At 70.6% G+C, this 15,503-nt stretch carries 13 protein-coding genes; 3 read left to right on the top strand and 10 right to left on the bottom strand.

Going from position 1 to position 15,503, the window contains the following annotated elements; translation table 11 throughout:
- Positions 1 to 15 precede the first annotated feature (15 nt).
- A complete protein-coding gene (locus ACGFR7_RS16200; RefSeq protein ID WP_393318811.1) occupies positions 16 to 1,659 on the top strand; it encodes an alkaline phosphatase D family protein in 1,644 nt (547 codons plus the stop codon).
- A gap of 34 nt (positions 1,660 to 1,693) precedes the next feature.
- Here ACGFR7_RS16200 and ACGFR7_RS16195 read toward each other — a convergent pair whose 3' ends face one another.
- Positions 1,694 to 2,305, bottom strand: a complete 612-nt coding sequence (locus tag ACGFR7_RS16195) for a dienelactone hydrolase family protein (protein WP_393319402.1) — start codon at positions 2,303 to 2,305, stop codon at positions 1,694 to 1,696.
- Between the two features lie 112 nt (positions 2,306 to 2,417).
- Here ACGFR7_RS16195 and ACGFR7_RS16190 point away from each other — a divergent pair, with 112 nt between their 5' ends.
- Positions 2,418 to 3,479 (top strand): mechanosensitive ion channel family protein, encoded by a 1,062-nt coding sequence (locus ACGFR7_RS16190; RefSeq protein WP_393319399.1) that lies wholly within the window; start codon positions 2,418 to 2,420, stop codon positions 3,477 to 3,479.
- On the opposite strand, the gene ACGFR7_RS16185 is transcribed toward ACGFR7_RS16190, so the two are convergent.
- From ACGFR7_RS16185 to ACGFR7_RS16170, 4 genes are all read right to left on the bottom strand, one after another.
- A complete protein-coding gene (locus ACGFR7_RS16185) occupies positions 3,476 to 5,053 on the bottom strand; it encodes a Na+/H+ antiporter (RefSeq protein WP_393319396.1) in 1,578 nt (525 codons plus the stop codon). The genes ACGFR7_RS16190 and ACGFR7_RS16185 overlap by 4 nt on opposite strands.
- Before the next feature lie 120 nt (positions 5,054 to 5,173).
- Positions 5,174 to 6,115 (bottom strand): RluA family pseudouridine synthase, encoded by a 942-nt coding sequence (locus tag ACGFR7_RS16180; protein ID WP_328387496.1) that lies wholly within the window; start codon positions 6,113 to 6,115, stop codon positions 5,174 to 5,176.
- A 118-nt stretch (positions 6,116 to 6,233) separates the two neighbouring features.
- Complete coding sequence (gene lspA, locus ACGFR7_RS16175; protein ID WP_393318808.1) at positions 6,234 to 6,836, bottom strand: signal peptidase II; 603 nt, start codon at positions 6,834 to 6,836, stop codon at positions 6,234 to 6,236.
- Between the two features lie 121 nt (positions 6,837 to 6,957).
- The gene (locus ACGFR7_RS16170; RefSeq protein ID WP_393318805.1) at positions 6,958 to 7,746 is read right to left on the bottom strand and encodes a TraR/DksA family transcriptional regulator; all 789 of its coding nucleotides are present in this window, start codon (positions 7,744 to 7,746) and stop codon (positions 6,958 to 6,960) included.
- 674 nt (positions 7,747 to 8,420) lie between these two features.
- Here ACGFR7_RS16170 and ileS point away from each other — a divergent pair.
- The gene (gene ileS / locus ACGFR7_RS16165) at positions 8,421 to 11,558 is read left to right on the top strand and encodes an isoleucine--tRNA ligase (RefSeq protein ID WP_393318803.1); all 3,138 of its coding nucleotides are present in this window, start codon (positions 8,421 to 8,423) and stop codon (positions 11,556 to 11,558) included.
- A gap of 178 nt (positions 11,559 to 11,736) precedes the next feature.
- Here the strand turns inward: ileS and ACGFR7_RS16160 are convergent, their stop codons facing one another.
- The 5 genes from ACGFR7_RS16160 to pgeF form a co-directional block, all read right to left on the bottom strand.
- Entirely contained in the window at positions 11,737 to 12,855 is a 1,119-nt protein-coding gene (locus ACGFR7_RS16160; RefSeq protein ID WP_129296869.1) for a DivIVA domain-containing protein, read from the bottom strand.
- 49 nt (positions 12,856 to 12,904) lie between these two features.
- Positions 12,905 to 13,198 carry a YggT family protein gene (locus ACGFR7_RS16155; protein WP_085924893.1) on the bottom strand — a complete coding sequence of 98 codons (294 nt, stop codon included), beginning with the start codon at positions 13,196 to 13,198 and terminating at the stop codon, positions 12,905 to 12,907.
- A 72-nt stretch (positions 13,199 to 13,270) separates the two neighbouring features.
- The gene (locus tag ACGFR7_RS16150) at positions 13,271 to 13,891 is read right to left on the bottom strand and encodes a cell division protein SepF (protein ID WP_393318800.1); all 621 of its coding nucleotides are present in this window, start codon (positions 13,889 to 13,891) and stop codon (positions 13,271 to 13,273) included.
- Between the two features lie 123 nt (positions 13,892 to 14,014).
- Positions 14,015 to 14,782, bottom strand: a complete 768-nt coding sequence (locus ACGFR7_RS16145; RefSeq protein ID WP_393318798.1) for a YggS family pyridoxal phosphate-dependent enzyme — start codon at positions 14,780 to 14,782, stop codon at positions 14,015 to 14,017.
- Positions 14,734 to 15,498, bottom strand: coding sequence for a peptidoglycan editing factor PgeF (gene pgeF, locus ACGFR7_RS16140; protein WP_393318795.1), 765 nt, complete (start codon positions 15,496 to 15,498; stop codon positions 14,734 to 14,736). The genes ACGFR7_RS16145 and pgeF overlap by 49 nt, the downstream gene beginning before the upstream one ends.
- Positions 15,499 to 15,503: the final 5 nt, after the last annotated feature.

Raw genomic sequence — 15,503 nt, 5'->3', positions numbered from 1 at the left:
GTAAGGTGATCGGCCGTGACCGATCATGACCAGATCTCGCGCCGCACTGCCGTCACGGCCGTAGCCGCCACCGCCGCCCTTCTGCCGTTCGCCGGCGCCGCCACCGCGCACGCTCAAGGAGCCCCGGGCCAGGACTCGTTCTTCCAGCACGGAGTCGCCTCCGGAGACCCGCTCCCGGACGGCGTCCTGCTGTGGACCCGGGTGACGCCGACCGCGTCGGCGACCCCCGGCTCCGGCCGCGGACCGGCCACCGAGGTGAGCTGGCAGGTGGCGAGCGACAAGGGCTTCACGTCCGTTGTCGCCCGGGGGAACCTGACCACCTCCGCCGCCGGTGACCACACCGTCAAGGCGGACGTCCGCGGCCTGCACCCGGCCACCCACTACTACTACCGCTTCACCGTCGGCGGACAGCACTCCCCCGTCGGCCGGACCCGTACCGCCCCCGCCCACGACACCGCGGCGGGCAACATCCGCTTCGGCGTGGTCTCCTGCGCCAACTGGGAGTCCGGCTACTTCTCCCCCTACCGGCACCTGGCCGCCCGCACCGAGCTGGACGCGGTGCTCCATGTCGGCGACTACCTCTACGAGTACAAGTCCGGCGAGTACCCGGAGTTCAAGTACGTCGTCCGCCCGCACTCCCCGGCCCACGAGCTGCTGACGCTCGCCGACTACCGCATCCGGCACGGCGTCCACAAGACCGACCCGGACGCGATGGCCATGCACGCCACGCACCCGGTCATCGCCATGTGGGACGACCACGAGTTCGCCGACAACGCCTGGAAGGGGGGCGCGGTCAACCACACCCCGGAGACCGAGGGCCCCTGGTCCGCGCGGATGGCCGCGGCGAAGCAGGCCTACTTCGAGTGGATGCCGGTGCGCCCCTCGATCGCCGGCACCACCTACCGCAGGCTGCGCTTCGGCACCCTCGCCGATCTGCACCTGCTGGATCTGCGGTCGTTCCGCGACGCACAGGCCAAGACGGGCAGCGGTGCGGTCGACGACCCGAGCCGTACGATCACCGGGCGGGCGCAACTGGACTGGCTCAAGTCCGGACTCGAACGCTCGGACACCTCCTGGCGGCTGGTCGGCACCTCGGTGATGATCTCGCAGGTCGCCTTCGGCGCCGTCCCCGCGAAGCTGCTGGGCCCGCTCGCCGAGATCCTCGGGATACCCAAGGAGGGCCTGGCCATCAACACCGACCAGTGGGACGGCTACACCGACGACCGCCGCGAACTGCTCGGCCACCTCAGCAACCGCGGCATCGACAACACCGTGTTCCTGACCGGCGACATCCACATGGCCTGGGCCAACGAGGTGCCGCTCCAGGCGGCGACCTACCCCGCCGACCGCGCGGTGGCGACGGAGTTCGTGGTCACCTCCGTCACCTCCGACAACGTGGACGACTTCCTGCACGTCGCCCCGCACACGATCTCCCTGGCCGGGGTCGCCGCCATCAAGGCCGCCAACCGCCATGTGAAGTGGCTGGACATGGACTCGCACGGCTACGGGGTCATGGACATCAACGCCGAGCGGACACAGATGGATTATTTCGGCATCTCCGACAAAACCGATCCGAACGCCACCAGCACCCTGCTGCGCTCGTACCAGACCCGGTCCGGCACCCAGCAGGTGGAGCGCACGGACCAGCCGCTCGTCTAGGGGAAGCCCGCCCGGGTCCGCCCGGCCTGCCGGCTCACAGCTCGGCGAGGAAGCCCAGCGCCACCTTCCAGGCGCTCTCGGCGGCTTCCTCGTCGTGGTCGGGCAGCTCCGGATCGGTGAAGAGATGGCCGGCGCCGGCGTAGCGGAAGACCTCGACGTCCGCGCCGGCCCGGCGCATCTGCAGATACCAGGCGTTCAGCCAGTCGTGCGGCTCGTACGGGTCCGGGTCGGCGACATGCAGCTGCACCGGCAGGTCGTCGGCGACGGTGCCCTCCGCGATGTCCGAGGTCCCGTGCAGCAGAAGCAGCCCGCGGGTCCGCTCGTCGCCGAGCGCGAGGTTCTGGGCGACCGAGCCGCCGAAGGAGAAACCGGCGTAGACCAGTCCGCGGTCGGAGTAGGGCGCAACGGCCGTGATGGCGCGCTTGAGCAGTTCCTCCTTGCCGATCTCGTCCTTGATGAGAATGCCGTCCGGGACGGAGTCGGCGGTCCGGCCGTCGAACAGGTCGGGGACGATCACCTCGTGCCCCGCGGCGCGCAGCCGGTCCGCCGCCGCGTGCACCGCGGGACGCAGCCCGCACACCGAATGAAACAGCACAATCGTCGAAAGCCCGCTGGTCGGGGACTCGGAGGCGGCCGGCACTGACATCACTTCCCTGAAGTTGGATCGATCTCGTCCCATCCTGCCAGTTACGGTCACGGGGACCGGGTACCAGCACACCGCAGCCCCTCGCACCCCACGGAGGAGGAGTCCCGTGTCCTTGGAGGACGTCCTGCGTCCGGTCGTCGTCATCGGCGGCGCGGTCCTGCTCGCGCTCATCCTGGTCTGGCTCGCCGACCGGGCACTGCGCCGGATCGACGCCGGCCACCCGGAGACCCCCCTGTGGGGGCTGCTGCGGCGCTGCCGGATACCGCTGCAAGTGGTGCTCTGCGCGGCCCTGTTGCGCGGCTCGTTCGACCATGCGGGGCTGGAGTCCGTCAAAAGGCATGCGGCGGGCATCGGCCAGGCGCTGACCCTGGTCCTGATCGCGGCCACCGCCTGGCTGGTCGTCCGGGCCGCGGCGGCCATCGTCGAGTCCTCGTACTCGCGCTATGCGGCGGGTGCCCGGGACGCGGCGCGGGTGCGGCGGGTACGGACCCAGGTGACGCTGATCCAGCGGGTGGTGACGGCCGTGGTGATCGTCGTCGCGGCCGCCTCGATGCTGCTGACGTTCCCGGCGATGCGGGCGGTCGGCACCTCCATGCTGGCGTCGGCCGGGCTGCTGGGCATCGTCGCCGGTATCGCCGCCCAGTCCACCCTCGGCAATCTCTTCGCGGGGCTGCAGATCGCGTTCGGCGACATGGTGCGCATCGGGGACACCGTCGTCGTGGACGGCGAGTGGGGCACCGTCGAGGAGATCACGCTGACCTTTCTGACCGTGCGGACCTGGGACGAGCGCCGGATCACCATGCCGGTGTCGTACTTCACCGGCAAGCCGTTCGAGAACTGGTCGCGCGGCGGCGCGCAGATGACCGGCACGGTCCTCCTCCACCTCGACCACAGCGCGCCGGTGGAGAAGATGCGCCAGCGGCTGCTGGAAATCCTCCAGGAGTGCCCGGAGTGGGACGGCAGGTCCTGGAGTCTGGTGGTCACCGACACCACACCGTCCACGATCGTGGTGCGTGCGCTGGTGACCGCCCGGGACTCGGACACCCTGTGGACGGTGCGCTGCGAGGTCCGCGAACGGCTGCTGGAGTGGCTGCAGGCCGAACACGCCTACGCGCTGCCGCGGATCACCACGGCGGCGCCGCCGCCGGACACCCGCCAGGGAGACGTCCTCTAGGGCGCGCCCCGCAGGCTGCGCATGTCCAGATGGCGCAGCACCCGGTCGACGATCTCCGGGTCCGCGCCCGGTTCGCTGCGCGCCGCCAGTACCTCGTGCCGGGCGGCCGAAAGCATCTCGCCCTGGATGCGGTGCACCTTCTTCAGCCGGGTGATGCGCTTGTCGAAGAGCTCGCGCCGCTCGTCGTCGACGATGTCCGGCGCGATCCGGGCGCCGATGTCGTGCGCGCGGCGGGCCAGTTGCTCGCTGACCTCGTCGGGCAGCTCCTCGACCTCCAGGATCTCCTTCAGCCGCCGCTTGGACGCCTTGATCACCCGGATCGCCAGCTCCCGCTCCAGCGCGTCGACGGCATCGGTGTCGGCCCGTACCCGCAGCCGGCGCACCAGCCAGGGCAGGGTGAGGCCCTGGATGAGGAGGGTGCTGAGCACCACCGCGAAGGCGATGAAGAGGATGTCGTCACGGACCGGGAAGTCACCGCCGCCGTCGACGCTGTACGGAATGGCCAGCGCCAGCGCCACCGAGGCCACCCCGCGCATCCCCGCCCACCACATGATGAGGGTTTCCCGCGAGCTCATCGGGATCTCCTCGTCGTAGTCGCGGCGCTTGTGCATCCGCCTGGCCAGCCAGGCGGCGGGCAGCAGCCACAGCAGGCGGACGCCGACGACCACCCCGACGACGGCGGCGCCGGCCCCGAGCAGCTGGCCCCAGCGGTGGGAGGCCGCCCCGAAGATGTTGTGCAGCTCCAGGCCGATCAGCCCGAAGGCGACACCGGTGACGAGGGTGTCGACGACCTCCCAGAAGGTGTAGCCGGCGAGCCGTCCCATCACATCGTCCGGGTCGACCGCGTACTCGGCCAGGAACAGCGCGCAGGTCAGCACCGCGAGCACCCCGGACCCGCGGAAATTCTCGGCCAGGACGTACGCGACGAACGGCACCAGCAGCGTCAGGCCGATCTGCAGCGTCGGGTCACCGAGCAGCCCCATCAGCTTGTTGGTGAGCCAGCCGAGCCCCAGGCCGACCGCTATGGCGACCACCGCGGAGAGCACCAGCGAGCCGACCGCGCCGGGCACCGAGAAGGTTCCGCTGACCGCAGCGGTGAGCGCGACGTGGTACAGCACGATGGCGGTGACGTCGTTGAACAGCCCCTCGCCCTCCAGAATCGAGACCAGCCGGCGGGGCAGCCCGAGCTTGCCCGCGACGGCCGTCGCGGCCACCGGGTCGGGCGGGGCGACCAGCGCGCCGAGCACCACCGCGGCGGCCACCGGCATCCCGGGCACCACCGCCTGGGCAACGGCGGCGACCGCCGCGGTGGTGGCGAAGACCAGCGCCACGGCGAGCAGGAAGATCGGCCGGAGGTTGGCGGTGAACTGCCGCCAGGAGGTGCGCTGCACGGCCGCGTAGAGCAGCGGCGGCAGCACCACCGGCAGGATGAACTCCGGCGGCACCTCGACGTTGGGCACGAACGGCAGCAGTGCCAGCACGGCGCCGACGAGGGTCATCAGCACCGGCGACGGGAGTCCCAGCCGGTCGCCGACCGGAACCATGACCACGGCTCCGAGCAGCAGGACGAACATCAGAGCCAGCTGGTCCACGGTGGCTACGCTCCGGGGTCGGATTCGGTCATTTTCCGACCCCAGCGTGCCATGACACGGGCTTTGGCCCGCCGTGTCGGCGCCCGCCCGATGTCCTCCGCGTCAGCTGCTCTCGTCCCGGACGGTGTCCAGGGCACGCTGCAGATCGTCCGGGTAGCCGCTCTCGAACTCGACCCAGCGGCCGTCGGAGGGGTGCTCGAAGCCCAGCCGCATGGCGTGCAGCCACTGCCGGGTGACGCCGAGGCGCTTGGCGAGGGTGGGGTCGGCACCGTAGGTCAGGTCGCCGACGCAGGGGTGGCGGTGCGCGGACATGTGCACCCGGATCTGGTGGGTGCGGCCGGTCTCCAGCTTGATGTCGAGCAGGCTGGCCGCGCGGAACGCCTCGATCAGGTCGTAGTGCGTGACGGAGGCCTTGCCCTCGGCCGTCACCGCCCACTTGTAGTCGTGCTGCGGGTGCCGGCCGATGGGGGCGTCGATGGTGCCGCTCATCGGGTCCGGGTGCCCCTGGACCAGGGCGTGGTAGCGCTTGTCGACCGTGCGCTCACGGAACTGCTGCTTGAGCAGGGTGTAGGCGCGCTCGGACTTGGCGACCACCATCAGGCCGGAGGTGCCGACGTCGAGGCGGTGCACGATGCCCTGGCGCTCGGCGGCACCGGAGGTGGAGATGCGGTAGCCGGCCGCGGCCAGACCGCCGATGACGGTCGTTCCCGTCCAGCCGGGGCTGGGGTGCGCGGCCACGCCGACGGGCTTGACGATCACCACGATGTCGTCGTCGTCGTGCACGATCTCCATGCCCTCGACGGGCTCGGCGACGATCTCCACGGGCGCCGCGGCCTGCGGCATCTCCACTTCCAGCCAGGCGCCGCCGCTCACCCGCTCGGACTTCATCACCTCGGAGCCGTCGACCCGGACCTTGCCGGCGGCGGCGAGTTCGGCCGCCTTCGTACGGGAGAAGCCGAACATCCGGGCCAGCGCGGCGTCGACGCGCTCGCCCTCCAGGCCGTCCGGTACGGGCAGGGTGCGGATCTCGGGAATGGTGCTCACCCCACGAGTATGGCAGTCCCGCCGTGGTGCCCTGCCCGGAGGCCGGGGGGCCGGGCCCGGGGCCCGTCAACCGGCACCGCTTACGGCTCCTGCCCCGGCCGGCCCCGCCGCGGGGTGGTCAGTCCTTGTGGATGGTGCCGTCGGGATCCAGACCGCGGAACGAAAGGATCACGATCAGGATGCCGCCGCAGACGATCCCGGAGTCGGCGAGGTTGAACACCGCGAAGTGCGCCGGGGCAATGAAGTCGACCACCGCGCCCTCGAAGACCCCCGGCGACCGGAACAGCCGGTCGGTGAGGTTGCCGAAGGCGCCGCCGAGCAGCAGCCCGAGCGCGATCGCCCAGGGCAGGCTGTAGAGCTTGCGGGCGATCCGGGCGATCACCACGATCACGGCCACCGCGATGAGGGTGAGGAAGATCGTCAGCGCCTCGCCCATGCTGAACGCGGCACCGCGGTTACGGATCACGGTGAACTGCAGCAGCGTCCCGATGACCTGGATGGGCTCATGGTGCTCCAGTTTCGCGACCACCAGGAGCTTGCTGCCCAGGTCGAGCAGGTAGACGACGAGCGCGACCAGCAGCAGCGCGGTGATCCGCCGCTTGCGGTGGCCGGTGCCCTGCTCCGGCTTCACCGTCTCTCCCCCCTCGGATTCCGTGGTGGAATCCGCTCCGGCACCCGGCTCGGGTTCCGGCGTACCGGTGATGCGTTCGGCCTTAGCCACGTGTGAGTCCCTCAGCCCGTCGTGTCCATGGCCGGGCCATGCCCGGCTGAACCACGAGAGTACGGCACACACGTACGGGCGCGGGCGGACCGGGTGCCGTCGGCGACACCTGCCGGCCTCCTCAACGGCGCTCCTGTTTCTGCTTGCACTCCACGCACAGCGTCGCGCGGGGGAAAGCCTGCATCCGCGCCTTGCCGATGGGGTTGCCGCAGCTCTCGCAGAGGCCGTAGGTGCCCGCGTCCAGCCGGCCCAGGGCCCGCTCGGTCTGGTGAAGCATCTCGCGGGCGTTGGAGGCGAGCGCCAGCTCGTGTTCGCGGGTGATGTTCTTGGTGCCGGTGTCGGCCTCGTCATCGCCCGCTCCGTCACCGGAGTCGCGCATCAGCCCGGCGATGGCGTCCTCGGCCGAGACGATCTCCAGCCGCAGCCGCGACGTCTCCTCCATCAGTTCGGTCCGCGCCTCGGCGACCTCTTCGGGCGTCCAGGGGTCCTCGCCGGGCCGTACGGCGAGCTCCCCCGGCGCCGCGGCCACCCGGGCCATGGGCACCGCGGAGTCGTTGCCGTGGGCCTTGGCCGTTGCGGCCGCAGTCTTCTTCGCCACCACCGTCTTGGCTCCCGTCTTCTTAGCGGGCACCGCGGCCGTCTTGGCCGGAGCCTTCTTCGCGGTCTTCTTCGCCGCGGTCTTCCTGGCCGCCGGCTTCTTCGGCGCCGCCCGTGCGGCCGTGGTCTTCCCCGGCGTGGCCGTACCGGCCGCCGTCTTCCTGGCCGCGGCCTTCTTCGGAGCTGCCTTCTTCGGGGCCGCCTTCTTCGGGGCCGCCTTCTTCGGGGCCGCCTTCTTCGGGGCAGGCTGCTTCGCGACGGCCTCGTCGGCAGGCGCCGTGCTCTTCTCCGCGGCGGTCTTTTTCGCCACCATGGCCGCGACCCCTTCACATATGTGACTTTGTTCGCGAATCGTGACGGGAACGATAAATCGCCGCACGCCACGCGGCAACGGGACGCACCGCCCTTCGGGTCCTGCCCCCCGGCCCGGACGTCCGGTCTGCCTCGTTTGTGCCCCGCTCCACGGCCGGTAATCCGCCCTCCGGCGCGGTGTCCGGCCGCTCGCCATTCGGGTCACGGCGTGCGCCCGGCGCCCGTCGCGGCGAAGCGGCCCCGGCCCCGTCGCACCGAGCGCCCCGGCACCCTTCCGTGCGGGCCCGGCACCCTCCCGTACGCAGCCGGCGCCGGCCCGCCTCCCCCGGCTGCCGTAAATCCGGTCGGCCACTGTCGGTGCGGCCCCGTACACTGGGCCGAGCGAGAGGCATTGACGGGACGAGTAGCGCCGTACGCAGCCAGCAGCGACCCGGGGACGGTGGAAGCCCGGGGGCGTGCACGATGTGAAGATCACCCCGGAGCCGCCGGAAGAAAGCGCTGGACAGTGGGCTTGGCCCACGGGCCTCGGGCCGCCCAGGGCGAGTAGAACCGGCAGCGCGACCCCAATGAGGGGGCGGTGCAGCGGCACCGCCAAGGAGGGTGGTACCGCGGGAGCGCAGGCTCTCGTCCCTCCGGACGGAGAACGCAGCAGGTGTCCGCCGGAGGAAGCCCCCGATGAGTCCGCAACCCCAGTACCGCCAGGTACCCGCCCAGGTAGACCTCCCCGCCCTCGAGCACGCCGTGCTCGAGTTCTGGCAGGAACAGAAGATCTTCGCCCGTACCCTCCAGCAGTCCGAGGGACGGCCCGAGTGGGTCTTCTACGAGGGCCCCCCGACCGCCAACGGCATGCCCGGCGCGCACCACATCGAGGCGCGCGTCTTCAAGGACGTTTTCCCCCGGTTCCGCACGATGCAGGGCTACCACGTCGACCGCAAGGCCGGCTGGGACTGCCACGGCCTCCCGGTCGAGCTGGCCGTGGAGAAGGAGCTGGGCTTCAACGGCAAGAAGGACATCGAGGCGTACGGCATCGCCGAGTTCAACGACAGGTGCCGCGAGTCGGTGACCCGCCACACCGACGCCTTCGCCGAGCTCACGACCCGGATGGGGTACTGGACCGATCTGGACGCCCCGTACCGCACCATGGACCCCGACTACATCGAGTCGGTGTGGTGGTCGCTGAAGGAGATCTTCAACAAGGGCCTGCTGGTCCAGGACCACCGCGTCGCCCCCTGGTGCCCGCGCTGCGGCACCGGCCTGTCGGACCACGAGCTGGCCCAGGGCTACGAGAACGTCGTCGACCCCTCGGTCTTCGTCCGCCTCCCCCTGACGTCCGGCCCGCTGGCCGGCCGCGCCGCACTGCTGATCTGGACGACCACCCCCTGGACCCTGGTCTCCAACACCGCGGTCGCCGCGCATCCCGACGTCACCTATGTCGTCGCCACCGACGGCAACGAGCAGCTGGTCGTCGCCGAGCCGCTGCTGGAGAAGGCCCTGGGCGAGGGCTGGAGCGCCACCGGCGAGTCGTTCACCGGACGCGAGATGGAGCGCTGGGCCTATGAGCGCCCCTTCGGCCTCGTCGAGCTGGAGGGCGCCAATATCGTCGTCAACGCCGAGTACGTCACCACCGATGACGGCACCGGCCTCGTCCACCAGGCCCCGGCCTTCGGTGAGGACGACCTCAGGACCTGCAAGGCGTACGGCCTGCCGGTGATCAACCCGGTCCGCCCGGACGGCACGTTCGAGGAGGAACTGCGCCTGGTCGGCGGCCAGTTCTTCAAGAAGGCCGACGAGGCGCTGGTCGCCGACCTCGGCGCCCGCGGCCTGCTCTTCCGGCACCTCGCCTACGAGCACAGCTACCCGCACTGCTGGCGCTGCCACACCGCGCTGCTCTACTACGCCCAGCCGTCGTGGTACATCCGCACCACCGCGGTCAAGGACGCCCTGCTGCGGGAGAACGAGAACACCAACTGGTTCCCCGACTCCGTCAAGCACGGCCGCTTCGGCGACTGGCTCCACAACAACATCGACTGGGCGCTGTCCCGCAACCGCTACTGGGGCACCCCGCTGCCCATCTGGCGCTGCGAGGAGAACCACCTCACCTGCGTCGGCTCGCTCACCGAGCTGACCGAGCTGACCGGCACCGACCAGTCGGACCTCGACCCGCACCGCCCGTACATCGACGCGATCACCTTCGCCTGCCCGACGTGCCAGGGCACCGCGACCCGCGTCCCCGAGGTCATCGACGCCTGGTACGACTCGGGCTCGATGCCGTTCGCGCAGTGGGGCTACCCGTACCGCAACAAGGAGCTGTTCGAGAAGCGCTACCCGGCGCAGTTCATCTCGGAGGCCATCGACCAGACCCGCGGCTGGTTCTACACCCTGATGGCCGTCGGCACGCTCGTCTTCGACAAGTCCTCGTACGAAAACGTGGTCTGCCTCGGTCACATCCTCGCCGAGGACGGCCGGAAGATGTCCAAGCACCTGGGCAACATCCTCCAGCCGATCCCGCTCATGGACCAGCACGGCGCCGACGCGGTCCGCTGGTTCATGGCGGCCGGCGGCTCCCCCTGGGCCGCCCGCCGGGTGGGCCACGGCACCATCCAGGAAGTCGTCCGCAAGACGCTGCTGACGTACTGGAACACCGTCGCTTTCCAGGCGCTGTACGCCCGCACGTCGAACTGGGCGCCCTCCGCCGCCGACCCGGCGCCGGCCGACCGGCCGCTGCTGGACCGTTGGCTGCTCGGTGAGCTGAACACCCTGGTCGAGCAGGTCACCGAGTCCCTGGAAACCTTCGACACCCAGCGCGCCGGCAAGCTCCTCTCCTCCTTCGTCGACGACCTCTCCAACTGGTACGTCCGCCGCTCGCGCCGCCGCTTCTGGCAGGGCGACGCGGCCGCGCTGCGCACGCTCCACGAGGTCATCGAGACGGTCACCCGGCTGATGGCCCCGCTCACCCCGTTCATCACCGAGCGGGTCTGGCAGGACCTGGTCGTCCCGGTCACCCCCGAGGCCCCGGAGTCCGTCCACCTCGCCGACTGGCCGGTCGCCGACCGGACGTTCATCGACCCGGCGCTGTCCGGCCAGATGCAGCTGGTGCGCCGGCTGGTCGAGCTGGGCCGGGCGACCCGTGCCGAGTCGGGGGTGAAGACCCGCCAGCCGCTCTCCCGTGCGCTGGTGGCGGCCCACGGCTTCGCGGGCCTGCCCGAGGACCTGCGCACCCAGATCACCGAGGAGCTGAACGTCAGTTCGCTGGCCTCGCTGTCGGAGGTGGGTGGCTCCCTGGTCGACACCACCGCCAAGGCGAACTTCCGTGCCCTGGGCAAGCGGTTCGGCAAGGGCGTGCAGGCGGTCGCCAAGGCCGTCGCCGCGGCGGACGCCGCCGCCCTCTCGCTCGCCCTGCGCGACGGCACGGCGAGTGTCGAGGTCGACGGGGAGAGCGTCCCGCTCGCCCCCGACGAGGTCATCATCACCGAGACCCCGCGCGAGGGCTGGTCGGTGGCCTCCGACGCCGGTGCCACGGTCGCCCTCGACCTGGAGATCACCCCGGAGCTGCGCCGGGCGGGCCTGGCCCGCGACGCGATCCGGCTGATCCAGGAGGCCCGTAAGAACAGCGGCCTGGACGTCGCCGACCGGATCGCGCTGCGCTGGCGGTCCACCGACGAGGAGGTGCGCACGGCGCTGACCGACCACTCCGGCCTGATCTCCGACGAGGTGCTCGCCGACGACTTCACCCCCGGTGAGGCGGACGGTTCCTACGGCCCCGCGTTCACCGACGAGAGCCTGGCCCTCACGTTCCAGCTGCGCAAGGCCTGACCGCACCCACGGTCACCACGGCCTGCGAAGCCCCCCGGTGCAGCCCGCACCGGGGGGCTTCGCCGTCCCCGCGGACGCCCCGGCTCCCGCGCGCAAGTACACACAAAAGGGCCGGGCCCCGAAGGAGTGTTCCCTCGGGGCCCGGCCCTGATTGCCGACTCTGCGCGCTACGCGGACGTCAGTTGTCGTCCTCGTCGATGAGGAAGCCGCGCATCGGCGACGGCGTCTGCTGCATCGGCTGCGGGCTCTGCGGCCGCACCGGAGCCATCGGCTGGGTCATCGCCGGCGACATCTGCTGCTGGCCGCCGTAGGACGGACCACCGTTGGACTGGCCGGCCATGGAGTGGTTGCCGCCCATCTGCTGGCCGCCACCCATGGTGTGGTTGCCGCCGCCCATGCTGCCGGCACCGGCCGACGCCATCGACGGGGACGGCGGCAGCGAAGCGGCAGCCGGGGTCCGCGGCGGGGCCAGCGAGTCGTCGGCCTGGTTCTCCAGCTGACGCAGCTGGCTCTCCAGGTAGGACTTCAGCCGGGTGCGGTACTCGCGCTCGAAGCCGCGCAGGTCCTCGACCTTGCGCTCCAGCGTCGCGCGGGCCGACTCCAGCGAGCCCATCGCCACGCGGTGCTTCTCCTGCGCGTCCCGCTCCAGCGCATCGGCCTTGGCGCGGGCGTCCCGCTCCAGGCCCTCGGCACGGCTGCGCGCCTCGCCGACGATCTTGTTGGCCTCGGAACGGGCCTCCGCGATCGCCTGGTCGGCGGTCTGCTGTGCCAGCGACAGCACGCGCGCCGCGCTGTCACCACCCGGGCCGCCCTGCTGGCCACCGGGGCCGGGCAGCTGCGGTCCGCCGGGACCGCCCATCGGGCCGCCCATGGGACCGCCGGGACCCATCGGACCGGGGCCGTGCGGGCCCTGCGGGCCGGGGCCGTGGCCACCGGGACCAGGAGGCAGCTGCGGTGCACCACCAGGCAGTTGGGGAGGGCCACCCATCCCCTGCTGCTGCTGCGGCGGGACCGGCTGCGGACCGGATATGGCGGCGGGCACCGGAGACCCGGGCCGCTGCTGCTGCTCCTGCTGCTGGTCCGGTCCCTTGCGCAGCCCCTGCTGCTGCTGGTTCTGCGCGGCGGCGCGGGTGGCAGCGGCCAGCTTGGCGCGAAGGTCCTCGTTCTCCCGCAGGAGCCGGGTCAGTTCGGCTTCGACCTCATCGAGGAAGGCATCGACCTCGTCCTCGTCATAGCCTTCTCGGAGGCGGACGGTCGTGAACTGCTTGTTCCGCACGTCCTCGGGGGTCAACGGCATCTCTACTTCACCTCAACGTAGTCGTCGGCAATCGGCAAGACCGTATCGTTCACACCAACAACACCGTCCTCACGACGGTGATCAGGATGTACACGATGATCATCAATACGAAGAAGGACAGGTCGAGCGCCACGCCCCCGAGACGCAGCGGCGGAATTACCCGCCGCAGAAGCTTGAGTGGCGGATCAGTGACAGTGTAGGCGGCCTCAAGAATGACCACCATCGCCTTGCCGGGTTGCCATGAACGGGCGAACTGGAAGACATAGTCCATCACCAGCCGGAAGATCAACACGATCAGGAAGCAGTACAGCGCGATGTAGATCACCTGACCAAAGACACTCATCTCGCGCAGTCCCTCTCCCCTTGCCTTGCTTCCGTGTTGGCCTTACGGCCGCGGTGTGCCCGGTGTTGCGTCTCAGCTCTGGTTGAAGAACCCGCCCTCTGCGATGCGGGCCTTGTCCTCCGCCGTGACATCGACGTTAGCAGGCGACAACAGGAACACCTTCTGCGTCACCCGCTCGATGCTGCCGTGAAGACCAAACACCAAACCGGCCGCAAAGTCGACAAGTCGCTTCGCATCGGTATCGTCCATCTCTGTGAGGTTCATGATCACCGGAGTGCCCTCACGGAAGTGTTCCCCGATGGTACGGGCTTCGTTGTAGGTCCGGGGGTGGAGTGTGGTGATGCGGTAGGGCTCCCGCTCGGACACAACCTTGGGCATGATCACCGGTGCGTTCTTCTCCAGATTTGGACGTTCGGGTGTGATGGATGCCACGGGGGCGATTCGCGCGGGTCGTCCGTTTTCCGCGGTGAGCGGGGCCGGTTCACGTTGCGCCGGAGGTGTCACGGCACGGATGGGTTCCTCCCTTTCGGGGGGAATTTCGGCCTGCACTGGGTGCTGTTGACGCCGCCCCCGGTCGGGCTCCGGGTCAAGCTCGGGCTCGAACTCGTCATCGGGGTCGAACCCCCGGCCGTCGTACCCATCGTCCTCCACGAGGCCGAGGTAGACCGCCATCTTGCGCATCGCGCCGGCCATTCTCTGCGTCCTCCGCTCTGTGGTGGATCGGCTCCGTCACCAGGGGCCCTGGATCCACGCGGCCTGCCCGCTTTTTGCGGGAATGACCATATTTTGTGCTGTGGTCCGACTTGCTTGGCGACGTTACCGGAGCCGTGGTCGGACTCCGAGTACCGCAGTGCCGACGCGCACATGTGTCGCCCCGGCCGCCACGGCTTCTTCGAGGTCCGCGCTCATGCCTGCGGACACCATGGTGGCAGCAGGATGACCCGCGCGCAGGTCGGATGAGATTTCCATGAGCCGCTCGAAAGCGGCCAGTTCACGTCCGGCGTACGGCCCGGCCAGCGGGGCGACGGTCATCACACCGTCCAGCCGCAGACCCTCGGCACCGGCGATCACCTCGGCCAGCGCCCCGGCTCCGTCGGGCGCCACCCCGCCGCGCTCACCCCGCTCCCCCGACTCCGCGTCGAGTGCCACCTGGATCAGACAACCCAGTTCACGCCCGGCACGTACCGCCTCCTTGGAGAGGGCGGTGGCGAGCCGGACCCGGTCGACCGATTGCACAATTCCGGCATAACCGGCCACGGAACGCACCTTGTTGGTCTGTAGCTGCCCAACAAAATGCCAAGTAAGGGGCAAATCAGCGCATTCAGCGGCCTTGGGTGCGGCTTCCTGATCGCGGTTCTCCGCGACCTGGCGCACCCCCAGCTCCGCGAGCAACCGGACATCGCTCGCGGGGTAGGTCTTGGTGACCACGATCAGGGTCACCTCGTCACGCGGCCGGCCGGCCCTGGCACATGCGGCGGAGATACGTTCCTCCACCCGGGCCAGGTTCTCGGCCAGTTGCGCCTTGCGGTCATCCGTCACAGGTCGGCCTCCCCCAGCCGCGGGCCGGGGGTGTCCCCGAGCCATACATAGCTCGCGAGCCGTCCCGTCGTACGGTCGCGCCGGTAAGAGAAGTGGTCGGCGGATTCGCGAGTGCAGATGTGGGAATCCTCACGCACCCGTACGCCCGCCAGGGCGAGTTGGGCCCGTACCCCTGCGGTGACGTCCACCGCGGGAGTGCCCCAGCCGGTCACCGCACGGGCCTCGGGCACCACCGCGGCGACATCGGAGCGCATCGCCTCGGGTACCTCGTAACACCGCCCGCAGATCGCCGGTCCGGTGTACGCGACCATCCGCGCCGGCACCGCCCCCTGCTTCACCATGGCCTCCACGACCGCCGGGACCACCCCGGCGACCAGACCGGGCCGTCCGGCATGCGCGGCCCCCGCGATCCCGGCGACCGGATCGGCCAGCAGGACGGGGGTGCAGTCGGCGGTCAGCACGGCGAGCGCGAGGCCCCTGCGGCCGGTCACCACCGCGTCGACACCGGGGAGGTCGTCGCCGTGCCACGGCCCGTCGACCACCGCGACGTCCCGGCCGTGCACCTGGTGCATCCAGACCACCGCGGCCGGGTCGAGGCCGAGTTCCGCGGCGGCCCGCGCGCGGTTGGCGTATACGGCCTGCGGGTCGTCGCCGACCGCGCCGCCCAGGTTGAGCTGATCGTACGGAGCGGCGCTCACCCCGCCCCACCTGTCGGTGAAGGCGAAGTGCGCGCCGCTCTCGTGGTGCTGTTTCCCTATCACTTCGG

The sequence above is a fragment of the Streptomyces sp. NPDC048516 genome (assembly GCF_043199875.1).
GTDB lineage: Bacteria > Actinomycetota > Actinomycetes > Streptomycetales > Streptomycetaceae > Streptomyces.
This window is presented reverse-complemented; position numbering and strand designations above follow the sequence as displayed.

Excerpts from the sequence above, each read along its gene's own strand:
- ACGFR7_RS16195 (WP_393319402.1), bottom strand. The coding sequence starts at position 2,305 with ATGTCAGTGCCGGCCGCCTCCGAGTCCCCGACCAGCGGGCTTTCGACG.
- ACGFR7_RS16185 (WP_393319396.1), bottom strand. The coding sequence starts at position 5,053 with ATGTTCGTCCTGCTGCTCGGAGCCGTGGTCATGGTTCCGGTCGGCGAC.
- ACGFR7_RS16170 (WP_393318805.1), bottom strand. The coding sequence starts at position 7,746 with ATGGTGGCGAAAAAGACCGCCGCGGAGAAGAGCACGGCGCCTGCCGAC.
- ileS (WP_393318803.1), top strand. The coding sequence starts at position 8,421 with ATGAGTCCGCAACCCCAGTACCGCCAGGTACCCGCCCAGGTAGACCTC.
- ACGFR7_RS16160 (WP_129296869.1), bottom strand. The coding sequence starts at position 12,855 with ATGCCGTTGACCCCCGAGGACGTGCGGAACAAGCAGTTCACGACCGTC.
- ACGFR7_RS16155 (WP_085924893.1), bottom strand. The coding sequence starts at position 13,198 with ATGAGTGTCTTTGGTCAGGTGATCTACATCGCGCTGTACTGCTTCCTG.
- ACGFR7_RS16150 (WP_393318800.1), bottom strand. The coding sequence starts at position 13,891 with ATGGCCGGCGCGATGCGCAAGATGGCGGTCTACCTCGGCCTCGTGGAG.
- ACGFR7_RS16145 (WP_393318798.1), bottom strand. The coding sequence starts at position 14,782 with ATGGCTCGGGGACACCCCCGGCCCGCGGCTGGGGGAGGCCGACCTGTG.